The 22,388-nt window shown below is 43.5% G+C and carries 17 protein-coding genes and 2 tRNA genes; 6 read left to right on the forward strand and 13 right to left on the reverse strand.

The window, feature by feature from the left end:
- Nucleotides 1–14: 14 nt before the first annotated feature.
- The 9 genes from BN161_RS30830 to BN161_RS14775 form a co-directional block, all read right to left on the reverse strand.
- Nucleotides 15–2,774 carry an endo-1,4-beta-xylanase gene (locus BN161_RS30830; RefSeq protein WP_044267506.1) on the reverse strand — a complete coding sequence of 920 codons (2,760 nt, stop codon included), beginning with the start codon at nt 2,772–2,774 and terminating at the stop codon, nt 15–17.
- 37 nt (nt 2,775–2,811) lie between these two features.
- Nucleotides 2,812–4,371, reverse strand: a complete 1,560-nt coding sequence (locus BN161_RS14740) for a glycoside hydrolase family 43 protein (protein ID WP_044267508.1) — start codon at nt 4,369–4,371, stop codon at nt 2,812–2,814.
- A gap of 290 nt (nt 4,372–4,661) precedes the next feature.
- Nucleotides 4,662–5,759 (reverse strand): glycosyltransferase family protein, encoded by a 1,098-nt coding sequence (locus BN161_RS14745; RefSeq protein WP_044267510.1) that lies wholly within the window; start codon nt 5,757–5,759, stop codon nt 4,662–4,664.
- Nucleotides 5,756–6,700 (reverse strand): glycosyltransferase family 2 protein, encoded by a 945-nt coding sequence (locus tag BN161_RS14750; RefSeq protein WP_244436509.1) that lies wholly within the window; start codon nt 6,698–6,700, stop codon nt 5,756–5,758. Before BN161_RS14750 ends, BN161_RS14745 begins: the two co-directional genes overlap by 4 nt.
- 33 nt (nt 6,701–6,733) lie before the next feature.
- Nucleotides 6,734–8,062, reverse strand: a complete 1,329-nt coding sequence (locus tag BN161_RS14755; protein ID WP_044267512.1) for a TolC family protein — start codon at nt 8,060–8,062, stop codon at nt 6,734–6,736.
- Between the two features lie 42 nt (nt 8,063–8,104).
- A complete protein-coding gene (locus BN161_RS14760; protein ID WP_007211957.1) occupies nt 8,105–9,205 on the reverse strand; it encodes an efflux RND transporter periplasmic adaptor subunit in 1,101 nt (366 codons plus the stop codon).
- A 108-nt stretch (nt 9,206–9,313) separates the two neighbouring features.
- Nucleotides 9,314–10,558 carry an ABC transporter permease gene (locus BN161_RS14765; protein WP_044267516.1) on the reverse strand — a complete coding sequence of 415 codons (1,245 nt, stop codon included), beginning with the start codon at nt 10,556–10,558 and terminating at the stop codon, nt 9,314–9,316.
- A gap of 59 nt (nt 10,559–10,617) precedes the next feature.
- Nucleotides 10,618–11,877, reverse strand: coding sequence for an ABC transporter permease (locus BN161_RS14770; protein ID WP_007211959.1), 1,260 nt, complete (start codon nt 11,875–11,877; stop codon nt 10,618–10,620).
- Nucleotides 11,878–11,972: 95 nt separating this feature from the next.
- Nucleotides 11,973–12,689, reverse strand: a complete 717-nt coding sequence (locus BN161_RS14775) for an ABC transporter ATP-binding protein (protein WP_007211960.1) — start codon at nt 12,687–12,689, stop codon at nt 11,973–11,975.
- 178 nt (nt 12,690–12,867) lie between these two features.
- Between BN161_RS14775 and BN161_RS14780 the strand changes: the two genes are divergently transcribed.
- Together BN161_RS14780 and BN161_RS14785 are read left to right on the forward strand one after the other, a co-directional pair.
- Nucleotides 12,868–13,848, forward strand: a complete 981-nt coding sequence (locus tag BN161_RS14780) for an ROK family protein (RefSeq protein ID WP_007217144.1) — start codon at nt 12,868–12,870, stop codon at nt 13,846–13,848.
- 535 nt (nt 13,849–14,383) lie between these two features.
- The gene (locus BN161_RS14785) at nt 14,384–15,214 is read left to right on the forward strand and encodes a DUF6266 family protein (RefSeq protein WP_244436510.1); all 831 of its coding nucleotides are present in this window, start codon (nt 14,384–14,386) and stop codon (nt 15,212–15,214) included.
- Nucleotides 15,215–15,304: 90 nt separating this feature from the next.
- Here the strand turns inward: BN161_RS14785 and BN161_RS14790 are convergent, their stop codons facing one another.
- The 4 genes from BN161_RS14790 to BN161_RS14805 all read right to left on the reverse strand — a co-directional run bounded on the left by BN161_RS14790 (nt 15,305) and on the right by BN161_RS14805 (nt 20,252).
- On the reverse strand, nt 15,305–17,605 hold the full coding sequence (locus BN161_RS14790; protein ID WP_044267517.1) for a TonB-dependent receptor: 2,301 nt from the start codon (nt 17,603–17,605) through the stop codon (nt 15,305–15,307).
- 113 nt (nt 17,606–17,718) lie between these two features.
- Nucleotides 17,719–18,072, reverse strand: a complete 354-nt coding sequence (gene rplS / locus BN161_RS14795; protein ID WP_007212144.1) for a 50S ribosomal protein L19 — start codon at nt 18,070–18,072, stop codon at nt 17,719–17,721.
- Between the two features lie 139 nt (nt 18,073–18,211).
- Complete coding sequence (locus tag BN161_RS14800) at nt 18,212–19,282, reverse strand: hypothetical protein (RefSeq protein ID WP_044267518.1); 1,071 nt, start codon at nt 19,280–19,282, stop codon at nt 18,212–18,214.
- Between the two features lie 121 nt (nt 19,283–19,403).
- Nucleotides 19,404–20,252, reverse strand: coding sequence for a CvfB family protein (locus BN161_RS14805; RefSeq protein ID WP_034753224.1), 849 nt, complete (start codon nt 20,250–20,252; stop codon nt 19,404–19,406).
- A gap of 241 nt (nt 20,253–20,493) precedes the next feature.
- Here BN161_RS14805 and BN161_RS14810 point away from each other — a divergent pair, with 241 nt between their 5' ends.
- From BN161_RS14810 to BN161_RS14825, 4 genes are all read left to right on the forward strand, one after another.
- Entirely contained in the window at nt 20,494–21,495 is a 1,002-nt protein-coding gene (locus tag BN161_RS14810) for a malate dehydrogenase (protein WP_044267522.1), read from the forward strand.
- Nucleotides 21,496–21,650: 155 nt separating this feature from the next.
- Nucleotides 21,651–21,723 (forward strand) — tRNA-Phe (locus BN161_RS14815).
- Nucleotides 21,724–21,739: 16 nt separating this feature from the next.
- Nucleotides 21,740–21,812: transfer RNA gene (locus BN161_RS14820), tRNA-Pro, on the forward strand.
- Nucleotides 21,813–21,902: 90 nt separating this feature from the next.
- On the forward strand, nt 21,903–22,382 hold the full coding sequence (locus tag BN161_RS14825) for a DUF456 domain-containing protein (RefSeq protein WP_044267523.1): 480 nt from the start codon (nt 21,903–21,905) through the stop codon (nt 22,380–22,382).
- The last annotated feature ends 6 nt before the right edge of the window (nt 22,383–22,388 follow it).

Here is a 22,388-nt window from a genome sequence, read left to right on the forward strand (position 1 = left end):
GAATATCTACTTATTTAGAAATTCATCACTTTATAATATGAAGATTTCGGCAGTAAGTTTTCGTCAAACAGAAGCGGATAGTTACGCTGACGGTTACCACGACGGCGATCCAGCCATGAATCACCATCATATACATTCCAGAAAGTAACATTGCTAACCACATTCTTATATTCGCGCAGCACCCGGAACAGCATATCATACTGGGCTACCTGTGCCGCATCTGCTTCAGGAGTCAATTCCAACGTCCTGTTATCCTGATTCACACTCAACTGTCCTCCCTGCTCTCTCGTATTTATACGAACGTCCAGTTCAGTGATATGGATATTATCAACCACCTGCGAATAAAGCTCGATAGCCTTTCTGAACTCATCCTCCGTAGGAGAAAGGGTATTATAATGTCCCTGCATTCCGATTCCGGAGATGGGTATTCCCTCAGCCTTCATGCTTTTAACCATATTATAAATGCGGTCACGCTTCGCCGGGTTGGTCTCATTATAATCATTGTAGAAAAGCAATGCTTTGGGATCTGCCTCATGAGCATATTCAAAAGCCTTCTTTATGAACTCATCCCCTGCAATCTTATAATAAAGAGACTGACGATAAGGCACTTCCGCTTTCGGATCATCCGTCATTGCTTCGTTCACTACGTCCCAAGCATAGACAACATCCTTATATCTATTTACAATCGTATGAATATGCTTCCTCATTCTCTCAAACAGTACCTCTTTAGAAACCAAATTTCCCTTTTCATCATGGAACATCCAGTCCGGAGTCTGGGCATGCCAGACAAGGCAATGACCGCGAAGCCCTATTTTATTGGCACGGGCAAAGTTGGCTATCTTATCAGCGTTCTCCCAGTTCCACTGTCCTTCTACAGGCTCTGTAGGCTGAGGTTTCATATCGTTCTCGGCAGTGATACTGTTAAAGTTGGAAGTTATCAGTGCCACCTGTTGAGGTGAATTCAGATTTGCCATATTTATGGCACAGCCCACAGTGAAATAATCAGCATACGCATCTTTCAGGTTGTTCACCACAATATCGTTCGCAGAAGTAGCATACAAACCTATCAGACAGCCGGTGAAACCGCCTGCCACGTTCGTTGAAAGAATATCACCGGGCACGGTATTTCCCAGCTGTACGAAGTTGGTTCCATCCGTTGAATAATAAAAGCCATAGCCATCTCCTTCACCCTTTACCCGCAGTTGAATGGGATTCTTCACATCTACTTTTGCACTTGCAACAAGTCCGGATTTACCTCTTGCCGTTCTCTCCAGCACCATATAGAAATCTTTATCCTTCTTTGTCAAGCCAAAGACATAATTGAATTTCTCACTCTGCACGCAAGTGATGCCTGCCAGATCTTTCTCTGTCTTCGGAGCATACTGCAATGTGGTAGTAAACGAGAAGTTATTATGTTGCTGTCTGTAGAAGAGGGTTGAAGTAGGCTTCACCTCTTTTATGTTCACCGGGAAAGGAATAATCTGCAATCCTCCGTCTTTCAGTACTGAGATGAACTCTTCACGAGGACCTCTCAGACCAATCCAGCGGTAATCCAGTTGCGGAGATGTGAAGTTTTCAGTGAACGTAAAATTGCCATTGGGGAAGTAACCGTCTTTTCCGGTTTTATTCTCCACTCCTTTAGGTGTTTTCAACTTCGGCTCCATCGGGATCAATCCGTTTTCAAAGACAGGGAATTCTCCCGACCAGTCAACCGGCAGGATAAACGTTTCACGACCAATGTTCACTCTGCCCTTCTCATTCGGACGAATAGCCAGGAATACACCATAATATTTGCCGTCAGGACCTTCCACTAAATCGGCATGTCCGGCCCAGTCCACCATATTCTTCCGCTTCTGATTCAAGTATCTCTGGCTCAGGATAGGATTATTGGGAGCCGGAATAAAGGGACCTTTCGGGCTGTCGCTCACAAAGATTACTTCACTATGCCAATCTCCGGTACCACCTTCGGCACACATCAGATAGTAGCGTCCATTCTTCTTATAGATATGCGGAGCTTCAATCCAGATAGGTTTCTTGGACAAATCCACACCACCATTCACAATTACCTGATCCGAACCGGGAATCACCTGATCGTTTTCCACATCATACTCCCAGATTTTAATTACACGATGTCCGTTATAGAGTTCTTCACCACGCTTCGGTCCATCGTTATGAACCACATACGCCTTGCCGTTATCATCAAAAAAGATAGAGGGGTCAATACCGTCAAAATTCAACTTGATAGGATCACTCCATCCTTTGAAAGGATCTTTCGACTTTACAATGATGTTCCCGAATCCCCCCGCAAACTGGGTGGTGATCATATAGAAAGTATCATTATTGGGGTTATACTTGATGGCCGGAGCATACACACCGGCACTGATACCCGTATCATGCACTTTCAACTGTGAAGTACGGTCCAGCACATGGCCTATCTGCGTCCAGTTCACTAAGTCCTTTGAATGGAAGATAGGCACACCGGGGAACATGGCGAACGATGAACACACCAGGAAGTAGTCATCCCCTTTGCGGGTTATGGACGGATCGGGGTAACAACCTTGCAAAATGGGATTATAAAACTCACCGGCCTGCAACGGATTCTCGTTGTACACCTGATCATTCCCCTGATAAACCGCCTGCAGGAATACCGGAGCACCCTTCACCTTTTTACCTTTAGCCCCTTGGCTAAAACCTGCCACTGAAAACATTGTCATACAAAGTGACAACAAAATGACGCGCTTACCCACGGAAAGCGTCGATTTCACCTTTTTCATGTCTAATATCAATTTTGATTTATAATTACTCATTATCTCATTTTCTGTCACTTATACGGAAATAATCAAAGTCCACATACCCTCCGGGAGTCTTGGTAGCATAATTGAATAGTCCGAAACGGTATCCCATAAAATGCGGGAGAGTATAAGCCATCTTGAGCCGGCTTCCTATTTTTGTCCACTTCTTGCCATCCAGGCTATAGTAGAAATCCGCTATATCTTTCCTATCCGTGAAGTCACATTCGGCTTTCAGGAATACTGTATTCTGGTTCAGTGGCAGACTTTCCACCTCTTCCGGTTTGTCAGTCTGCGCACTTACCATTACAATCTTCTTTACCCCGTTTTCATATTTCACACCTACCAATCCATATTTCTTCTGAAGAAGTGCAAGCCCTGCAAAATCACCTTCTTTCATATCAGACACATCTATAGAAGTAGTTCCTGAACATACCGGACCAATCGTCCGCTGTGTCAACGTGTTTCTTGCTGACAGGAAATCAGTATCTATCCGTCCGGTTTTGAGTCGCAGATATCCCTTCCGTTCACTAACTGACCAGAGAGAATTATCCGGATTGTGATTCCACTGCCAAACCAGCGGCAAAGCCTCATCTTTCTTCTTCCGTGTAAACTCATCCGAGGCAACAATACCCGGTATCAGGCCCTTACTTGCCGGCAGATCTAATGTTTCCGGAACCTTTCCATTTATTCCGAGAACCGGCCAGCCATCTTCCCATTTCACCGGAACAAGGTAAGGGATACGGCCTACAGAACCATTATCACGGAAAAGATAAGCAAACCATCTGCCATCAGGCGTATCTATCAAGCCGCCTTGGGCAACACCTTTATCCTGCAAAGCTACTCTACCTTCCCAAGGGCCATTTATATTATCAGCGCGGTGAATAACCACTGTACGCATTCCTCCTTTCGGCCAAGTAATATTAAATAAATAATACTTCCCATTTACTTTAAATAACTGTGAACCCTCAGCAGGTAATCCGACATTATCTCCTGACGGAGCACTGGCATTCTCTATAAAGATACGTTCGGTACCTTCTTTGATCCCGGATAAATCGGATTTCAGTTCCGCTATATGCAGTTTGCCACCTCCCCAGATGATATAAATACGACCATCATCGTCAAAGAAAACAGTATGATCATGATAGGAAGGATTAAAAGAAATTGCTTTCCAAGAACCTTTCTCTATATCTTTCGTAGTATATATATAGGTCTTCCCAGTAGTACTGGAGAACGTCGACACATAAAACATATTATTATGATAACGAATGCAGCTTGCCCACGTACCACTGCCATAAGCATTCTTACCATTATTTAGGTTCAGTGCATCCACATCGGCCAGTATATCGTAACAATAACTCACCAACTCCCAGTTCACAAGATCTTTAGATTTCATAATGGGCACTCCCGGAGCCATGTGCATGGTAGTACTACTCATGTAATAAGTATCTCCCACCCGGATCATTGACATATCGGGTACATCGGCATGAACCACCGGATTTTTGGCAGAAGCGTTTTGCGCAAGAGTCGCATAACTGTAGAAAATAGATGCCAGCAGAAAAAGACAAAAATGTTTTCGCATAGTTATATCCTTTTTTATTATTGTTTTTGAAAAGACAAAATTTACCGACAGCAAATATACAGTATCGAATCCAAGAGATATCTATAATCATTTTACACATTCTTTCGCTGATATTACATCTTTACCGATGTATGTTTCATAATCTTTCACTCACGTTACATCGGGCATCTATGAGTACTTAGAAGGCATAACACGAGTTACCTTGGCAAAGGAAAATGATTACTTCGCCTAATAAAATTTAGCCCTTACAATACTTAGTTATTGCAAGGGCAAAATACAAGAAGAAATGATTAATGTTTTTCCCAGAAGTCCAGATATTGGCGGGCCACCTTCACATGATCGTGATACTTGGCTACATATTCAATGCTTTGCGCCGATAATTCCGGAATACGCTCTTTATGAAGCACTATATCTTCCAACTTTTGATAAATATCTTGCTCGTCGGGCAGAACATTGATAATGGGACGAAGTTCTGTTTCATTCAATATCTCATAGTTCTCCGGCTCACCGCCTCCCACTACCGTTACTCCTTTTGCCATAGCCAATAGTGAATTCATAGAAGGAGTATACGAATACAACTGATCTAACTGAACATCAGCATCATCCATCAACTGCTGATAGCGGGCATAAGGCACATCATGCACTTCAGTGATGCGGCAAAGCTCAGAATACTTGCGCTGCACTTCTTGCAAAACGGGCAGCATAACATCAGTCCCCTTCAAATTACTACGGGCAGACTGAATGCCGATGAAGAAATTCAGTTTCTCCGGCACACTGCGAACGCGGGATGTTACCTCACGCAAATCGATAGGTAAAGGAATGAAAGCTGTCTTATCTGAAAAGTAAGGTTGATAGGAAGCGTAATACTCCCACAAACAGGCGATAATGCCATTACAAGTTTCGGCTATAGCCCGAGTGGCACGAGCTGCCCCACCATAATACCAATCCTGAAGAGTAATCTGATTAAAAGCCGTATCACGATACCGGTCTCCGATCTTAAAATCCGAATAGTGGAAAATGCTTGTTTCCATACAAGCACGAATATAATAATAGTCGGTCCCGAAAGCTCCCAAAAAGACCTTACCATTGTGCTGTTGCAAATAACGGTAAACAGGCAAAGTACGTTCACTGCGTAAACGCAAAAAATAAGGACTGATAATCTGCACAACATCATATCCCCGAAAACCCGGCAAATGACGCAATATACGGAGAAGGCAACAGATACCATCACGCAAACTATCCGTCGGCCGGTCAAGAGCTATATCACGCGGATAGTTCCTCCAACCACAACCATCGGAAGCAACACAGACATCGTGCCCCAATGCCCGAAGCCCTTCCGCAAGATTCCAATGCAGTCCGCTAAACTCTCCAAGTAACAATATCTTCATATAACAAAACGGATATAAACATTAATGACAGGACAAACCAAACGATACTTCCAAGAATACTTTTTATAAGGCAAAGGTACTAATCCCTCTTGTTTCAGGATAGCTAATTGCCGGTTCATCTCATTTATACTACATTTATTCCGCCACATCTGACGGATATAGTCGATAACAAGAAAATGGACTCGTCTATTCAATGCCTCCAAACGCTCGACAGAGGCATCAGACTGACAGGCCTGACTAAACGCTTTCAACCGAAAAAGCATTTCTTTAAAATCAGATACCCTCCTCCGACATTCATCTTCAGCAATCATGCGCGTTAAAGAAGAGGATGAGCTGTAATAACCATACACTTTATAAGAAGTCACCAACATTTTTCGGGCGAAGAAGTAAGCTTTGGCAACAAACTCTTCATCTTCAAAAAGGCTTGTCTTACTGAAATAAAGAGAAGACGTCTCCAATAAACTTCGACGGAAAAAATGCGTCCAAACAACTCCCGTAAAGTTATTTAATGCCATGAAGTGGGCACCGGATGAGTATTCTACATAAGACGGCAATTGATTGGTCGGATTCTGCTTCTCCAACGAAGAGACACAAGTAAACTCCTGAAAACCAAATTTTAAAATATCAGGTGAATATAGTTTCAACAAAGAAAAGCAAGAAAAAAGTGTATTCGGTACTAAAATATCATCAGCATCTACAAAAAAAAGATATTCACCATGCGCTTGTTGCATTCCACTATTACGTGCTCCCCCCGTAGTCTGACTCTCATCGTCCGCTACAATGATTTCATAACTCCCCTCTTCCATTCCCTGTTCACGGATAGAAGTAATACAGCGTTGCAGCAATACCGGGTCTGCCGTACCATAAAAAGGAATAATTATACTGATAAAAGGAGTCATGTGGCAAATATACAGAAAATCCTCCCCCAGCCTCGCAGCCAAAGAAGGATTTTCAAGAGAAAGACACTAAAAAAGTTATTCAATCGGTATTCCTTTATAGAAGTCCAATATCTTTGTACGGAACAGATATTCATATTTAGCCTGCAACTCATCAGACTGGGCTTTCATCAAATTCTGTTTCGCTTCGTTATACTCTACGGCATTAGCTTTGCCATTATCATACTTCTCACTCATCAACTTGAAAGATTCCATACTGGCATTGGCTGCCGTACTACTACTGGTATACTTGCTTTCGGAAGCCAGTGCAGTGTACCAGGCTTGCTGAATTTCCTTATAAAGCACTTTCTTGGTGTTGTCCAATTGCAAGGAGTAGTTCTCTTGCTGTAATCGTGCCGTACGCACACGGTTACGGGTAGCGAAGCGATTAAAGAGAGGAACACTCAGACTAAATCCTACATACTTACTGAAATTATCCCGCAACTGCTGACTGAAATTACGGTCAATAGTAGAATAATATCTTGTTCCAAGACTACCACCAAGACTCAATTGCGGATAGAAATCACTCTGGGCAATACGAATGCTATGCTTGGCACCAGCCAAACGATATTGCGCTGCCTTTACAGAAGCCTTATTCGTTAAAGCCGTTTGATAAACCTCATCCGGAGGAGTCAGAGGAATCAAATCCAGCGTTACAGCCGGAGCTGATAATGTAAATCCTTCCGGAGTTTCCAGTTCTATGAGCTGACTAAGATCCAATAGAGCAAGTTGGTAGTTGTTATCAGCCTGCACAGCACTCATCTCATCCTGAGCCACACGGGCCTTGGCCTCAGCAACTTCCGCGGGAGACGCTTTGCCCAACTCTGCAAGGCGGGAAATGCGAGCAAACTGCTCTTTACTCAGTTTCACTTGCCCAAGAGCAACCGTATACAACTCCTGATTAAACAATACCTGCAAATAAGCAGAAGCTATATTAATGGAAATATCTTCTTTCGCCTTCTCCAAGTCGGCCATAGCCGCTTTAAGATTCAATTTAGCCAATGCGTATTGGTTGGGAATCTCCAACCCTGTAAATATAGGTATATTAGTCGATAAGGACATATCGGTACTATTGCTGCTCATATTCACATAAACAGTAGAATAATCACCTGTATCTTTATCTTTTACGGCCGTCTGCGTACGTCCCCAGTTCCAACTTTGCCCTGCACTACCGTTCAGGTTCGGGAGTCGTGCCCATTTGGCAGTATTCACACTCACGGCACTTTGTTCCACTGTATTAGCACTCTGGCGGATACTGATATTATGTTCTATAGCGTAGTCGATGCATTGGCGTAATGTCCAGCCCTCCTGTGCCTGCACCGAGACAACAAAGACAACCATACATCCTATTATTAAGTTCTTCTTCATAATCTGTTATTATTGAATTATACAAGGTTACTTCACCGGCATTTATTTATCCTTCTTCTCTGCACCGCGCACTTTGGCTTTGCCGTCCACACCGTCTTTGATAACAATCTTGATACCGTCACTCATACCCACTTTCACCTCTTTACGCTCGAACTTCTGGGCAGGCACACTATCTGTCATCACATATACAAATGTGCTGTCTCCACTGAACTCAATAGTACTTTCAGGTAAAGTAAGCGCCTTTTGTGCACGTTCCAGTACAATTTCCGCATTAGCAGAATACCCCGAACGAATCATCACCGTATCGGGCACCTGTATAGCTGCCTTTATCTCAAATTGATTGGCACCGTTTTCTTCTACCCCCTTCGGAGAGATATATTCCAGTATAGCGTCAAATGAAAGATTCTGCAAAGCACCAATTGTCAACTTCACAGGCATACCTTCATGAACACGACCGACTTCCGTTTCATCAATTTTACCTCTGAAAATCAAATCATTCATATTGGCAACCGTAGCGATTGTCGTACCATCATTGAACGTGTTACTCATGATCACCGAGTTACCGGCTTTTACCGGTACATCCAGTATCAAACCATCGATTGTGGAACGGATCAATGTACTTGAGAAAGAAGCACTGCTCTTTGTAATGCCTTCCTTCACAATTTCCAGATTATCCTTAGCAGTCTGCAACTCTTCACGCACCTGCTTTACACTTACCTCGGCTTTTTCATATTCTTCACGACTGATCAGCTTGTCTTCAAACAACTTCTCTATGCGGGCAAAGTCCGTTTCGCCCTGTTTCGCATTAAGTTCCGCCAGACGCACACGGCTCTCGGCAGAGTTCAACGTACCTAGTTCGGGAATCACTTTCACCTTAGCGATCACTTCTCCCTTGCGTATAGTCTGTCCCGCTTCTTTATACAACTCGTCAATGATACCCGATATCTGGGGTTTAATGAGAATCTCGTCCCTCGGTTCTACCTTTCCGGTTGCCACAGTCGTTTTTTCCAGGTCGGCCACTGTCGGAGTTACTGTATCATACACCGTAATCTTTGGTTTAGACTTCTGGTAAAGGAATACAAACGTGAAGATGAAAATGGCAGCTACAACTACCAATAATGCGATTTTCAGATACTTTTTCATACTATTATTATATTATTGTTTCTTTATTTCTATTTTTTATATCTCGCCCACACCCTGCAGGCCCTTTTAATTTGCAATTTGGAAATTGTAATTCGTTAATTGTAATTATTATTCATCTCTGATAGCCTCAATAGGTTTAATTGCCATGGCACGATAGGCCGGAGCCAAACCTGCAAGCACTCCTAAAGCAATCAACAGCGCACAGGTACCGATAGCCAGACCGAATGAAACCTGATAATGAGTAGTGATATGCCCCGGATCATTGGCTGCAGCCTCCAATACCTGCAATACCAGTACAGCAAAAGAGATACCTGCCATACCCGCAATAGTAGTCAGCACCATACTTTCAGAAAGAATCTGCTGCAAGATATCCCTCGGACGTGCTCCGATGGCGCGGCGAATGCCAATTTCCGTGGTACGCTCACGCACTGTCACCATCATAATGTTCGATACGCCAATAGCTCCGGCAAACAAGGTACCCAAACCTACCATCCAAATCAATATTCGGACTCCCGTCATCAGATTGTCCACCATAGAGAACATGGCCTCCGCATTCAGCATCATCACTGCCTGCTTATCATCCGGAGAGATGTAATGAGCCGCCTTTACTATGCGTTCCACCTTATCCTGAATATCCGTCACCTTGACGCCGGGCTTCACGGTGAAACATGCCACATGTATCCGGTTGCCCAGATTATAGGCTTGTTTCATGGTTGTATAAGGCAATGTTATTGCTTCCGAAGCCTGTCCCTGAATATTCATGTTGCCTTCGGACGAGCACATACCCACCACCTGATAGTAAATACCGTCTACCCGGATATACTTTCCACAAGGGTCTTCTCCCGGGCGGAACAAACTTTCATACACACGTTTACCTATTGTGCAGACTTTACGTGCTTCCTTAATATCCACATCGTTGATGAAGCGTCCATACGCCATCTCCTGGTGCTCTATATGCTCATATTCGGGATACAATCCCTTTACGCTACATTCATATTTCTTATCTCCATGCACAGCCGTTCTTCCCCAGTAGACGATGGAAGGAGTGATGATATCAATTTCCGCCACCCCATTACGCAGACGCTCAATATCAGAGAGTTCCAAATCCCACCAGCGTCCTTTCCGGAAACCTTTATACGCCTCTCCCGTTTTCTGCGAAACCAGGAAAGCCGAATTCGTGGCAAAGCCTTCGAACTGGGAACTCATAGCCTGCTGCATCCCCTGCCCGCCACCGATAAGCGCCACCAGCATGAAGATACCCCAGAATACACCGAATGCCGTCAGCAAGCTTCGCGTCTTGTTTCTTGTAATCGTGATGAGGATTTCCTCACAAGAGTCTATATCTATTCTCATGTTAATAGTGATTAATGTTTAGTGATTAGTGATTCATACTTTATATTCATCGTTAGCCACTAATCCGCTCTCAATGCTTCTATCGGACTGATGCTTACAGCCTTCTTTGCCGGGAAGAAACCGGCCAGTGTTCCCGCTATAATCAAGGTCAGCGTAGCCTGAATGGCGACACTCAAATCTACGGTCGGATTCGAGAACATGGTTTGCTGGAACATACCCGCATCCATAGTCTGATTACCGAAAGCTGAGTTCATCCATTCCGTGACGGCAATGCCGGCCACCATTCCTATATACCCGAACAAAGTAGTGATAGCAACGCTCTCCACAATAATCAGCCAAAGGATAGATAATGGTTTCGCCCCAAGAGCCTTACGAATACCGAATTCACGCGTACGCTCTTTCACCGTAATCAACATGATGTTTGAAACACCCACAATTCCACTCAGCAAGGTGAAAATACCAATCACCCAGATAGCTGTACGAAGCATCCCCATGGCGTTTTGTGTCCGCATATAATCGGTAAAGCGGTTCCATATCCAGATGGCACTGTTGTCCTGAGGATCAAAACGACGACTGGCACCAATTACCCTGCGATAGTTGGCTTCAAATATCTCGTTACTTTCTATTGTTTCCAGATTTTTAGTAGTAAAGATAATATTATTCAGCTGTTCGCCTTTATTATAGATAGTCTGCAAAGTAGAAAAAGGGATATAGGCCTCACTGGCTTCGCGGTCTCCCTGGTCATTATAAATACCTACCACCTGATATGCTACTCCACTTGCATTGACAAACTGCCCGATAGGTTCGGTATGAGTTTTACCAAATAGAATATCGGCAGTCTTTTTATGTATAACGATCACTTTGCGGCGTTCTTTCAAATCATTCTGATTAACAAAACGCCCGTCAGCTGTTTTCACCGTCTCTACCTCCGTATAGTTGGGGTGTACTCCCATCAGGGAGATATTTACATACTCCTGCCCAAAACTGACGTTTACATTGCTCTGCCGCACGGTAGCACCGGCACTGATTACATAATCCGGAAAATACTTTTCAGTAGCCTCCAGGTCATTATTCTCCAAACGGACACGACGTCCCTCCTTCAATCCCGCATAAGGCTTGGAAGTCCATCCCGGAAAAATGCGGATAGAGTTCAATGCACGTTCCGAGGACGATTGCTCGAAGGCGTGGATGATACCGTTTCCGGCACCCAGCAACACGATAAGCATAAAGATGCCCCATGCCACGGCAAACCCTGTAAGGAACGTACGCAACTTATTCCGCTTAATGGTTCCGTATATTTCTTGCCAAATATCAAACATAATATATAAAAGTGATAATGTTATAAAACTCTAATGTGATAGGGATGAAGAATGAAAAGGATGTTATCACTTTATCACTCCATCACTTTACCACTTTATTTCATAAATCCGTCTTTTCCGAATGGAGAAGCATCATGATCACGATTCTCTTCGATGCTGCCAATAATACCATCCTTGATATGGATTATCTTATCTGTCTGATTGGCTACACCGCTTTCGTGGGTAACCACTATGATAGTCATCCCCGTACTGTGCAAATCTTTAAGAATCTGCATAACTTCCACGGAAGTCTTACTATCAAGAGCACCGGTAGGCTCATCGGCCAGGATAATCTGAGGCTGAGTGATAAGGGCACGGGCGATGGCAACACGCTGTTTCTGTCCACCGGACATTTCATTCGGCATGTGGTGCGCCCAATCCTTCAATCCCAGGCGATCCAGATATTCCAGTGCCATGGCGTTGCGCTTGCGGCGACTTACTCCCTGATAGAAAAGCGGAAGCGCCACATTCTCTACTGCATTTTTAAAGGAAATCAAGTTAAACGACTGAAAGATGAACCCGATCATACGGTTCCGGTATTCAGCCGCTTTAGTCTCACTGAGGTTTTTGATCAGCGTACCGTTCAGATAATACTCACCGGTATCATAGTTATCCAAAATACCCAATATATTAAGTAAGGTGGATTTACCGGAACCCGAAGCTCCCATGATGGAAACAAACTCACCCCGCTTGATATCGAGGTTGATGCCTTTGAGCACATGCAAGGGTGCTCCGTTGTTGTAGGTCTTGTTAATGTCTTTCAATTGTATCACGTATACCTCTGTTTTAGTCTGTTTTCTTATTAATTTTCACTATTAGACGCAGCTATGTTACGAAAAGTTGCAAAGAGGGTGAACTTTTTTTCAAAAAGATTTTGAAGTGTCGTTTTTCTTTGTGTAATTTGTAACCATAATACTAATTAACTAACCCTTTAAACAAAACATTAATATCATGAATTCAAGCATGGAAAAACCCTACGTAGTAGGTATTGACATAGGCGGAACAAACACCGTCTTTGGTATTGTGGATGCACGCGGAACTATTATTGCAAGCGGTTCCATCAAAACCGGCGCTCACGATCAAGCAGATGATTATGTAGACGCAGTCTGCAAGAATCTGTTGCCTTTGATTATCGCTAATGGCGGTGTAGATAAAATCAAAGGTATCGGTATCGGTGCTCCCAATGGTAACTACTACAGCGGTACTATCGAATTTGCCCCCAACTTGCCGTGGAAAGGTGTAATACCTTTGGCAGCCATGTTTGAGGAGCGTCTGGGTATACCTACTGCATTGACTAACGACGCTAACGCCGCAGCTATCGGTGAAATGACTTATGGCGCTGCACGTGGTATGAAAGATTTTATCATGATTACTCTGGGTACAGGCGTAGGTAGCGGTATCGTTATCAACGGTCAGATGGTTTATGGGCACGACGGTTTTGCCGGAGAATTAGGCCATACTATTATTCGTCGCGAAAACGGTCGCCTTTGCGGATGCGGACGCCACGGTTGTCTGGAAACTTACTGCTCAGCAACTGGTGTAGCGCGTACAGCCCGTGAATTCCTGACTGCACGTACCGAACCAAGTCTGCTCCGTTCTATCCCTGCAGAGAACATTACTTCCAAAGATGTATACGACGCTGCCGTTCAAGGCGATAAATTAGCACAGGATATTTTCAATTTCACAGGCACCATCTTGGGCGAGTCCATTGCTGATGCTATCGCTTTCTCAAGCCCCGAAGCTATCATCCTGTTTGGCGGATTGGCCAAATCCGGAGATTATATCTTCAAACCTATCCAGAAAGCTATCGATGACAATGTGCTGAATATCTATAAAGGTAAAGCCAAATTGTTGATGTCTGAGTTGAAGGACTCTGATGCAGCTGTTTTAGGTGCCAGTGCACTGGGCTGGGAACTGAGAGACTTGAAATAAATTGTCCATCATAATTTTAAGTGAAATCCTCCTTTTGCCGGTAAAACGGGGAAGGGGGATTTTTTATTTCAAAAATATATTTTGAATGAGCAACTGACGTACGCTCCTAAAATACTAAAACCGTATCGCGCTTCTGCAACTCCAATTCCAGCGCCTGCCCAAATGTAGCAGATACCTGCTCTCTCCAGTGCTTAGCTTTATTTTGATATAAAAAAAGTAACAATAAAGAATTATTCGTCAGCAGCAAGCATGAATTAATCATCATACAACTACTGATATAGACTATACCCGAGATGTACTTGCTCCGTACATTCTCCACTCACAGGTACCTCTGACCGAAGAAAGTACGGCCTTGATACGGAGCAAGTGCATTCCGGATGTAACGGAGACAGGTCATAATACAATGAAGAAGGTCAAAGAGTTAACTACGCAAAATGACGCAAATGAACGCAAAAATCACAGAAAGCGGGTTGAAGAGATTTATTTTCCATACATTTGCGTAGTGACAGAAACAAATCATTAAAAACACGATATCATGGGAATTATCAACCAGGGCATTCTCGGAGGTTTCTCCGGCAAAGTGGGACCGATAGTAGGATTCCGCTGGAAATCAAACTACTATATACGCGCACGGGCTGCCAAAGTCAGCAATCCGCGTACACCGAAGCAACAGGAACAACGCGGCAAATTTGCCACGGCATTCAGTTTTCTGAAAGCTATAAAACCTTTCATACGTATTGGTTACAAGGAATTTACACGAGATAAATCCGCCTTCAACGCCGCTATGTCCTATACTCTGAAAAGAGCCGTAACTGGCAGTGGAAAAGAAATCAGGATTGACTTTGACCGGGCATTGGTTTCTATGGGAACCCTAATGCCGATATTTGAAGGTACAGCTACGCAAAACGGAAATAAGATGTACTTCAACTGGCAGGACAATAGCGGTATGGGGAATGCAGAAGATACAGATATAGCTATGTTACTGGTATACAACAAAGACAAAGAAACGGCCGTTTATGATACGGAAACTGCCCTGCGCTCTTCCCAACACGCTGAAATACAACTTCCTTCTGACTGGCAAGACGACGAGCTAATAGCCTATCTCAGTTTTTGCAGTACCGATGGAAATACTATAGCCAATAGCATTCGCCTATCGGTTTCTGTAATTGACACACCGGAAAATGAGATAGAAATACTAACAGAACCAATTCCTAAAAACTATAAAAAGCCTACCTCTATCAAGAAAAAAGGAACTCAGATTCAGATAAAACAAAATTCATCATACGCTTCCCCAAGGACATTCGGACATGGAAGTTCAAGCCACCACAATGGACCGACATTTCACCCCGGATGCCGCTATCCTTAACTCCCTGCACACAAAGAGCCAATATCTTGTCAACAAGAAGTTAACTCCTTGCCGACAAGGTATTAACTTTCTGTTGATAATTTTTACAACTTACAAGACCCCTGCGTCAGTATCATTATTCTGCATTTTCTTATTACTACTCTTATAGTCGCGACCGAAGTTGATGTTCCATGACAACGTAACGCAAATCATGCGGGCAATATCATCTATATGATACTGATAACTGTATCCTGCATATTTGTTCCAGTCCTCTTCATTGCGTTTGTAATCCTTTTGGAAAGGATTAAACATACGCAGACCGACATTCAACCGCTTCCAACGATATTGAAGGTCAATTGCATGTGCCTCTTCACCGGTAGCCAGAACTTCGCCAAAGAAATAATCACTATTATGCTGGAATTCAACAGAAGCTGTGAAGTTTTTATACATAAAGGTAGCAGCTACATCCCAACCGATACTATGCTGTGTATGGCGAAAATCAATACCGTTACTCCAATATTTACGGTTTTCAATGCTGCCACTCAGTTGCAGCACATCCCAAAGCATACCTACACGCGCATCCAAACCGACAGTCCAGTCCTGGAAATTGGAATGATTAGCGTAACTATGGACAAATCTATCATCCTCACGATAAATATGAGGCATGATGGCCTTATCACGGTAGTTATACTGGTTGCGCAATCCGACATCCCATTTGCCCTTACTGTAATTCAGACGGAAGGTAGAACGGTAATAAGAATAAGGTTTCAGGTTCGGGTTACCACGTTCCGACTGCAAGGAATCAGTAAATTGCTCTACAGCACTTAACTGCGAGAGCGAAGGATTCATTGTATTGACATTTCCATTCAGTGAGATACTCCATTGATCGTTGAAGGCATACGTCAGGTTCAGACGCGGGTTCAAAGAATAGGTTTCATAATCTTCCTGCCCTATCTGCTGAAACCATGAGCGGGTGACACCCATTCCGAGACGATACCCCAGTTTACCCCATTTACCATTATACTGTGCGTAAGCATAAGTATCAGCCTGTTTCATCTGCGAACTGTATTGCAGCGTACCATTATAATCATTATCCGTATATCCCTGAGTATGACGTACGCCTGCACTCAATTTTCCTCCATCTTTAAAAGCTTTCTCATAGATACCTTCACCGATCAACGAATATTTTTTACCGCGTATCCCCGAATAATAATCTACCACCGGCTCTCCGGACAACAATTCGGTATAGCTGCTACGATTCTTGGTATTAATATATGTACCTACGACATTGAGAGCCAGGAATTGCTTGTGCTTCAAGTTTTTCTGAAAATAAAGATCTAAATAAGGACTGAGGTTGCGGTCATGATTCCACTCTTCACGATCAGTTACGGAATTGGGAAATTCTTCGGTATACAGTTTGCCTTTCATTCGTAAATCAGGATCATTATAGTGAGAAAAGCCCACGGTAGCGTTCAGCATATACTTGTCAGTCTCTTGCAGATTATAGGTTACAGCACCCCATTGTTGCAAATTCTTCTTTTTATTTGCCTCAGCATACTGGCTGCGATGGTACTGACTACCATCCTCAAAAGTGAACGTTTCATTTTTATCGAACCATATCTCGTTGAAATATTGCAGGCGGTTACCGTAGTAAAAGCTAATCTCCGATTGCTTGAAATTTACTTTTCCCGTCAGATTATGATTGCCAAAGCCACTCTTCAAGCTTTGCATACCATTGTAACCGAAGGAGCCTCCCACTTCATAACGGCGAACGATGTAGTTTACCACCGCACCTGCATCGCCATAACGCAGACCTGGATCTTCTTGAAACTCAACACGTATAACCTCTTCAGGCAACAGGGCAGTGACTTCTTCTTTTGTAGCTTTTCGTCCATTGATACAGAGTTGCACACTGCTACCATCGGTCATGCCTACACTGCCATCCATACTATTGACACGAAGCCGGGGCAACATCAGATGGCGCAACATATCCACACCATTGTTTGATGCACTAATTTGTTTTTTACTGGGAAATATCAATTTCTGATCTGCCCGACTCACTCTGCTGGAAGCGGTAACAGTTACTTCACCCAACTCTTGCGAAGCGTCTGCCAAAGTTAGCGTACCTACATCAGCAGTACGTTCAAAGCCTTGGAGAGAAAGATACAACGATTGATAACCGATGCTGGAAATCACCAGCCGATAGTCTCCGGCAACGATTTTCTGAAGTTTGAATTCACCCTTTTCACCAGTAGTAGTTCCGGTTACAAAGGCGGAATCTAAGGTTTGCAACACTACGTTAGCATAAGGAAGCGGTTGCTGCGCTTCATCCACCAGTTTTCCACTGATATTTTGTGCCATAAGGCTGATGCATGCAGCTAAGTAAAGCATTGACAAGATAATCTTTTTCATTTTTAATATGTAATATGTAGTAGTTTCATCATGGATCGTTTACTTAAATCAAATAAAAAGAGGAAACTCTTTCGGAATTTCCTCTTTTTATCTCGAAATTAGAGTATAGCTGATTAGCCATTAACTCTTTTTTCTTTAATTCTTGCTTTCTTACCGGTAAGAGCACGCAGATAGTACAATTTAGCGCGACGAACCTTACCTACCTTGTTCACTTCGATGCTGTCGATAGCCGGTGATTCGATTGGGAAAATACGTTCTACACCTACGGTACCAGACATTTTGCGTACAGTGAAACGCTTTTTGTCTCCATGACCGGAAATCTTGATAACAACACCACGATACAGCTGTACACGTTCTTTGTTACCTTCGATGATACGATATGCTACTGTAACAGTGTCACCTGCTTTGAAGCTCGGGTGTTGTTTACCGGTAGCAAATGCTTCTTCTGCAATTTTAATTAAATCCATTGTTATTATTCTTAAATTGTTTGATCGTTACAACGCAACATACCAGGCTTCTCTCGTAGGTCCTGACAGCGATTGCGCGAAAGCGGTGCAAAGGAACGAATTATTCGGCAGATACACAAATAATTCGCTCGTTTTTTGCTTAGCGACGATCGCCTGAAGAACGGCTGGAACTACCGGAACTACTGCTCCTTGTTGAAGAAGAACCGCTGCTGCGGGTACTGCTTCTGGAAGAACTCCGTACATTGGAAGAACTGCTTTCCTTACGTTCGGTACTCGGTGTAGTACTGCTGCTACGGCGGGAAGAGCTTGTATTGCTCTTCGTTTCACTACTGCTATTGGTACGCGTACTGCTACTGTTAGTACGAGAACTGCCACTATTACGTGAACTACTATTATTGGTACGCGAGCTATTATTAGTAGCACTACTCCTCGTACTACTGTTGGTACGACGTGAACTACTATTATTGTTGCGTGAACTGCTGCTGGTATTAGTAGTTGCATTGCTGTTCGTACTTTCCCTGCGGGTAGTGCTTGGAGTGGTAGTGCGATTACTACTTGAACTACTGCGACGGGTAGTGTACACATCATCTCTCGACGGCGCACGGTCAGAGCCGGGACGTACAGTTACAGAGCCAAAATCCGAACGGCGATGTGTTGTATAGGACTTGGTATCACGAATACGATACGAACCATTATAAAATGGATGTTTGTAGCGTCCGCGATAATAGCTCACATTATTATGATGCGTGCGATAGTGTCCGCCTACATACGTGCGGTAGTGATACGGACGGGGGAAATAGAAATGATTGTGGTTGGTATACGTGACATAAACACGGAAGTACCAACGGTTTCCACTGGTATAGATGGGACGGTAAAAATACTCCGCCTGCATAAAGCGGGCATACTGTCGGCTACTAAGCACCCAGCGGAGATCGTCATTACGTACATCCAGATAGTCATAATATCGGTTGAGCGCCCACTCATTACCATATAGCACATCATCCATTACATAACGTACACCGGAAATGAAGTCATAATTGATTTCATATACATCATTGTATTGTTCGGTGCTCAGGTTCAGCTCGTAAGCCATTTTATCTGTGAGGAAACGAGTCTCCTTACGTACTTTGCTATTACTCATAGCATTCGTGCCTGCGCTGCAAACAGCAGTACTCAAAGTGGCAAGCAGGATAAATAATATTCGTTTCATGATAGCGTTTTTTTACTTAGTTTATGAATTGTCTTTTCTTTGCTGGAAACAAAAATAGGGGAAGATTATCCCCTATTCATTTGTTTCTCTCTATTCTTATATAGGGATTTCCCTAATCTGTTTAGGACTTCGGGGATTTTGCCAACATGATGCCATCCTCTTTCAAAAGGATGAGATGTTTCTTATAAAGGTCGCCTACACCTTTCTTGAAAGTTTTCTTGCTAACGCCAAAAGTGGCATAAATGTCATCTGCCGGACTTTTATCATTCAGAGATATCTGCCCGCCATTATCCTTTATATATTGCAACAGGGTTTTCGAAAAGTCATCCACTTTTTCAAAGCCCGGCTTCTGAAGTATCAAGTCTATCTTACCATCCTCACGTACTTGCTTGATGAAAGCTTTCACCTGATCGCCGGTATGCAAAGGCTGAAATATCTCACTATCATATAACAAGCCACCATACTTATTCTCAATGATCGCCTTGAAGCCTAAATCCGTTTTTTGCCAGATGAGGATATTCACCTCATCTCCGGCTTCATAAGGCGCGTCCTCTTTAGAAAGATAGCGGTCTACTTTGGCCGAAGCTACGATACGGTAGCTTTCATCATCCAGATGAGCATGGATAACGTATTTCTTTCCTACCTGCATCTTCATCTTCTGTTCACGGAAAGGCACGAAAAGGTCTTTCATCAATCCCCAGTTCAAGAATGCTCCATACTCATTTACCCATGCTACTTCCAAACAGGCAAACTCGCCTACCTGCACCAACGGCGTCAATGTTGTGGCAACAAGGCGTTCCTCGTTATCCAGATATATAAATACATTCAATTCGTCTCCCGGCTGGCAACCTTCGGGCACATAACGCAGAGGAAGCAGGATTTCTCCATCCTCACCACCATCCAGATACATGCCGAACTCCACCTCCTTGACTACCTGCAAGATATTGAATTTACCTAATTCGATGCTCATAATTTCTTTCGTTTGGGGCAAAGATAATGCAAACCAAAGGCAGTACAAAATAAGCTTGATTATTTTTAATGCTAAGATGCAGCTTATCTTCGCTTTTAAGCAAAGATTAAGCATAAGGCATAACTTTTCAATCTAAGGCATAACTTTTTTCTATGAACAAATCTCTTGGAAAACAGTTATTTTTGTATCGGGAAACTAAAGATAAGGAAAATTATATTCACCTTTTAAATACATAAAAGTTATGGAATTTCTAACAAACGAAAAGCTTACGATTGTAGGAGCCGCCGGAATGATTGGTTCTAACATGGCACAGACTGCCATTATGATGCATTTGACACCCAATATTTGCCTGTACGATCCGTATGGACCGGGACTGGAAGGTGTAGCAGAAGAAATGTTTCACTGCGGTTTCGAAGGACTGAACCTTACGTATACTTCCGACATCAAAGAAGCGTTGACCGGAGCCAAATACATTGTATCTTCAGGTGGTGCCGCCCGCAAAGCCGGTATGACACGTGAAGACCTGCTGAAAGGCAATGCTGCCATTGCTGAAGAATTCGGTAAGAATGTAAAAGCTTACTGCCCGGACGTGAAACATGTAGTAGTTATCTTCAATCCCGCCGACATAACCGGATTGATCACTCTGTTGTATTCCGGTCTGAAACCTTCACAGGTAACTACTCTCGCAGCTCTCGACAGTACCCGTTTGCGTAGTGAACTCGCCAAGCATTTCCACATTTCTCCTGATAAGGTAGAAAACTGCCGTACGTATGGCGGTCACGGAGAACAGATGGCTGTTTATGCTTCAACTGCCAAAGTAGATGGTAAACCTCTGTTGGAAATCATCGGCACACCTGCCCTTACTGCTGAACAATGGGCTGAAATCCAAAGCAAGGTAACCAAAGGTGGCGCTAACATCATCAATCTTCGCGGACGCTCTTCTTTCCAAAGCCCGGCATACGTTTCCATAGAAATGATTGCTGCCGCTATGGGTGGTAAACCATTCCGTTGGCCTGCAGGTACGTATGTACACAGTCATGGCTTCGACCACATCATGATGGCAATGGAGACTGAAATCACCAAAGACGGTGTACACTACAAAGAGTTGAAAGGCACTCCGGAAGAGGAAGCCAAGCTGAAAGAAAGTTATACTCACCTCTGTAAATTGCGTGACGAAGTGATTGGAATGGGAGTACTTCCTGCTATTAAGGATTGGAAAAGCATCAACCCGAACATTGACTAAATTATAGATATAAGGGGATACCCCGAGAACTCCTGTTTAGACTTTCCCTCTTGCGCTCACACAAACTGGGCGCAAGGGGAATTTTCTTTTATTTTTTCAGAAATCCTTTGGCTGTATTAAAAAAACTATTTATCTTTGCACCCGCAAACGAAGAAGGTGCCATAGCTCAGTTGGTAGAGCAAAGGACTGAAAATCCTTGTGTCCCCGGTTCGATTCCTGGTGGCACCACTCGTAAGCAAAGTATCGGAATGTAGCGCAGTTGGTAGCGCACTACGTTCGGGACGTAGGGGTCGGGCGTTCGAGTCGCCTCATTCCGACACAAAGAAGGTCTGATTCTCAAAAGGAGTTAGACCTTTTTTGTTACATTCTCAATCCCCCAAACAACATTATTCTAATCCGATTTTATTATGCTTGACATCATACTGATCATATTAGGAAGTCTATGCCTCATAGTAGGCTTATTGGGATGTATCCTCCCTATAATTCCCGGACCGCCCATTTCATACGCCGGTTTGTTATTACTCCATATTACAGATAAGGCGCAATTTTCAACATCTCAATTACTGATTTGGTTATTTCTGGTAGTGATAGTGCAAGTATTGGACTATTTCACTCCCATGATTGGAAGCAAGTACAGCGGAGGAAGCAAATGGGGAAGTTGGGGCTGCCTGATAGGTTCAATCCTCGGAATCATCTTTCTCGGCCCGTGGGGAATTGTTATCGGTCCTTTTGGAGGAGCTTTCATCGGAGAACTCTTGGGAGACAGAAGTGCAAGGGATGCCCTAAAATCAGGTATCGGAGCACTGATTGGTTTTCTGGTAGGGACAGTGTTTAAGGTAGTAGTTTGTGGGTACTTCGTGTGGTGTTTCGTAAAGGCATTGATATAATTTGGG

The organism is Bacteroides timonensis (genome assembly GCF_000513195.1).
GTDB classification, from domain to species: domain Bacteria; phylum Bacteroidota; class Bacteroidia; order Bacteroidales; family Bacteroidaceae; genus Bacteroides; species Bacteroides timonensis.

Coding starts and splice junctions, on each gene's coding strand:
- BN161_RS14745 (WP_044267510.1), bottom strand. CDS start 5,759: ATGAAGATATTGTTACTTGGAGAGTTTAGCGGACTGCATTGGAATCTT.
- BN161_RS14800 (WP_044267518.1), bottom strand. CDS start 19,282: ATGAAACGAATATTATTTATCCTGCTTGCCACTTTGAGTACTGCTGTT.
- BN161_RS14805 (WP_034753224.1), bottom strand. CDS start 20,252: ATGAGCATCGAATTAGGTAAATTCAATATCTTGCAGGTAGTCAAGGAG.
- BN161_RS14770 (WP_007211959.1), bottom strand. CDS start 11,877: ATGTTTGATATTTGGCAAGAAATATACGGAACCATTAAGCGGAATAAG.
- BN161_RS14755 (WP_044267512.1), bottom strand. CDS start 8,062: ATGAAGAAGAACTTAATAATAGGATGTATGGTTGTCTTTGTTGTCTCG.
- BN161_RS14765 (WP_044267516.1), bottom strand. CDS start 10,558: ATGAGAATAGATATAGACTCTTGTGAGGAAATCCTCATCACGATTACA.
- BN161_RS14825 (WP_044267523.1), top strand. CDS start 21,903: ATGCTTGACATCATACTGATCATATTAGGAAGTCTATGCCTCATAGTA.
- BN161_RS14810 (WP_044267522.1), top strand. CDS start 20,494: ATGGAATTTCTAACAAACGAAAAGCTTACGATTGTAGGAGCCGCCGGA.
- BN161_RS14780 (WP_007217144.1), top strand. CDS start 12,868: ATGAATTCAAGCATGGAAAAACCCTACGTAGTAGGTATTGACATAGGC.
- BN161_RS14760 (WP_007211957.1), bottom strand. CDS start 9,205: ATGAAAAAGTATCTGAAAATCGCATTATTGGTAGTTGTAGCTGCCATT.
- BN161_RS14785 (WP_244436510.1), top strand. CDS start 14,384: ATGGGAATTATCAACCAGGGCATTCTCGGAGGTTTCTCCGGCAAAGTG.
- BN161_RS14790 (WP_044267517.1), bottom strand. CDS start 17,605: ATGAAAAAGATTATCTTGTCAATGCTTTACTTAGCTGCATGCATCAGC.
- BN161_RS14740 (WP_044267508.1), bottom strand. CDS start 4,371: ATGCGAAAACATTTTTGTCTTTTTCTGCTGGCATCTATTTTCTACAGT.
- BN161_RS30830 (WP_044267506.1), bottom strand. CDS start 2,774: ATGAAAAAGGTGAAATCGACGCTTTCCGTGGGTAAGCGCGTCATTTTG.
- rplS (WP_007212144.1), bottom strand. CDS start 18,072: ATGGATTTAATTAAAATTGCAGAAGAAGCATTTGCTACCGGTAAACAA.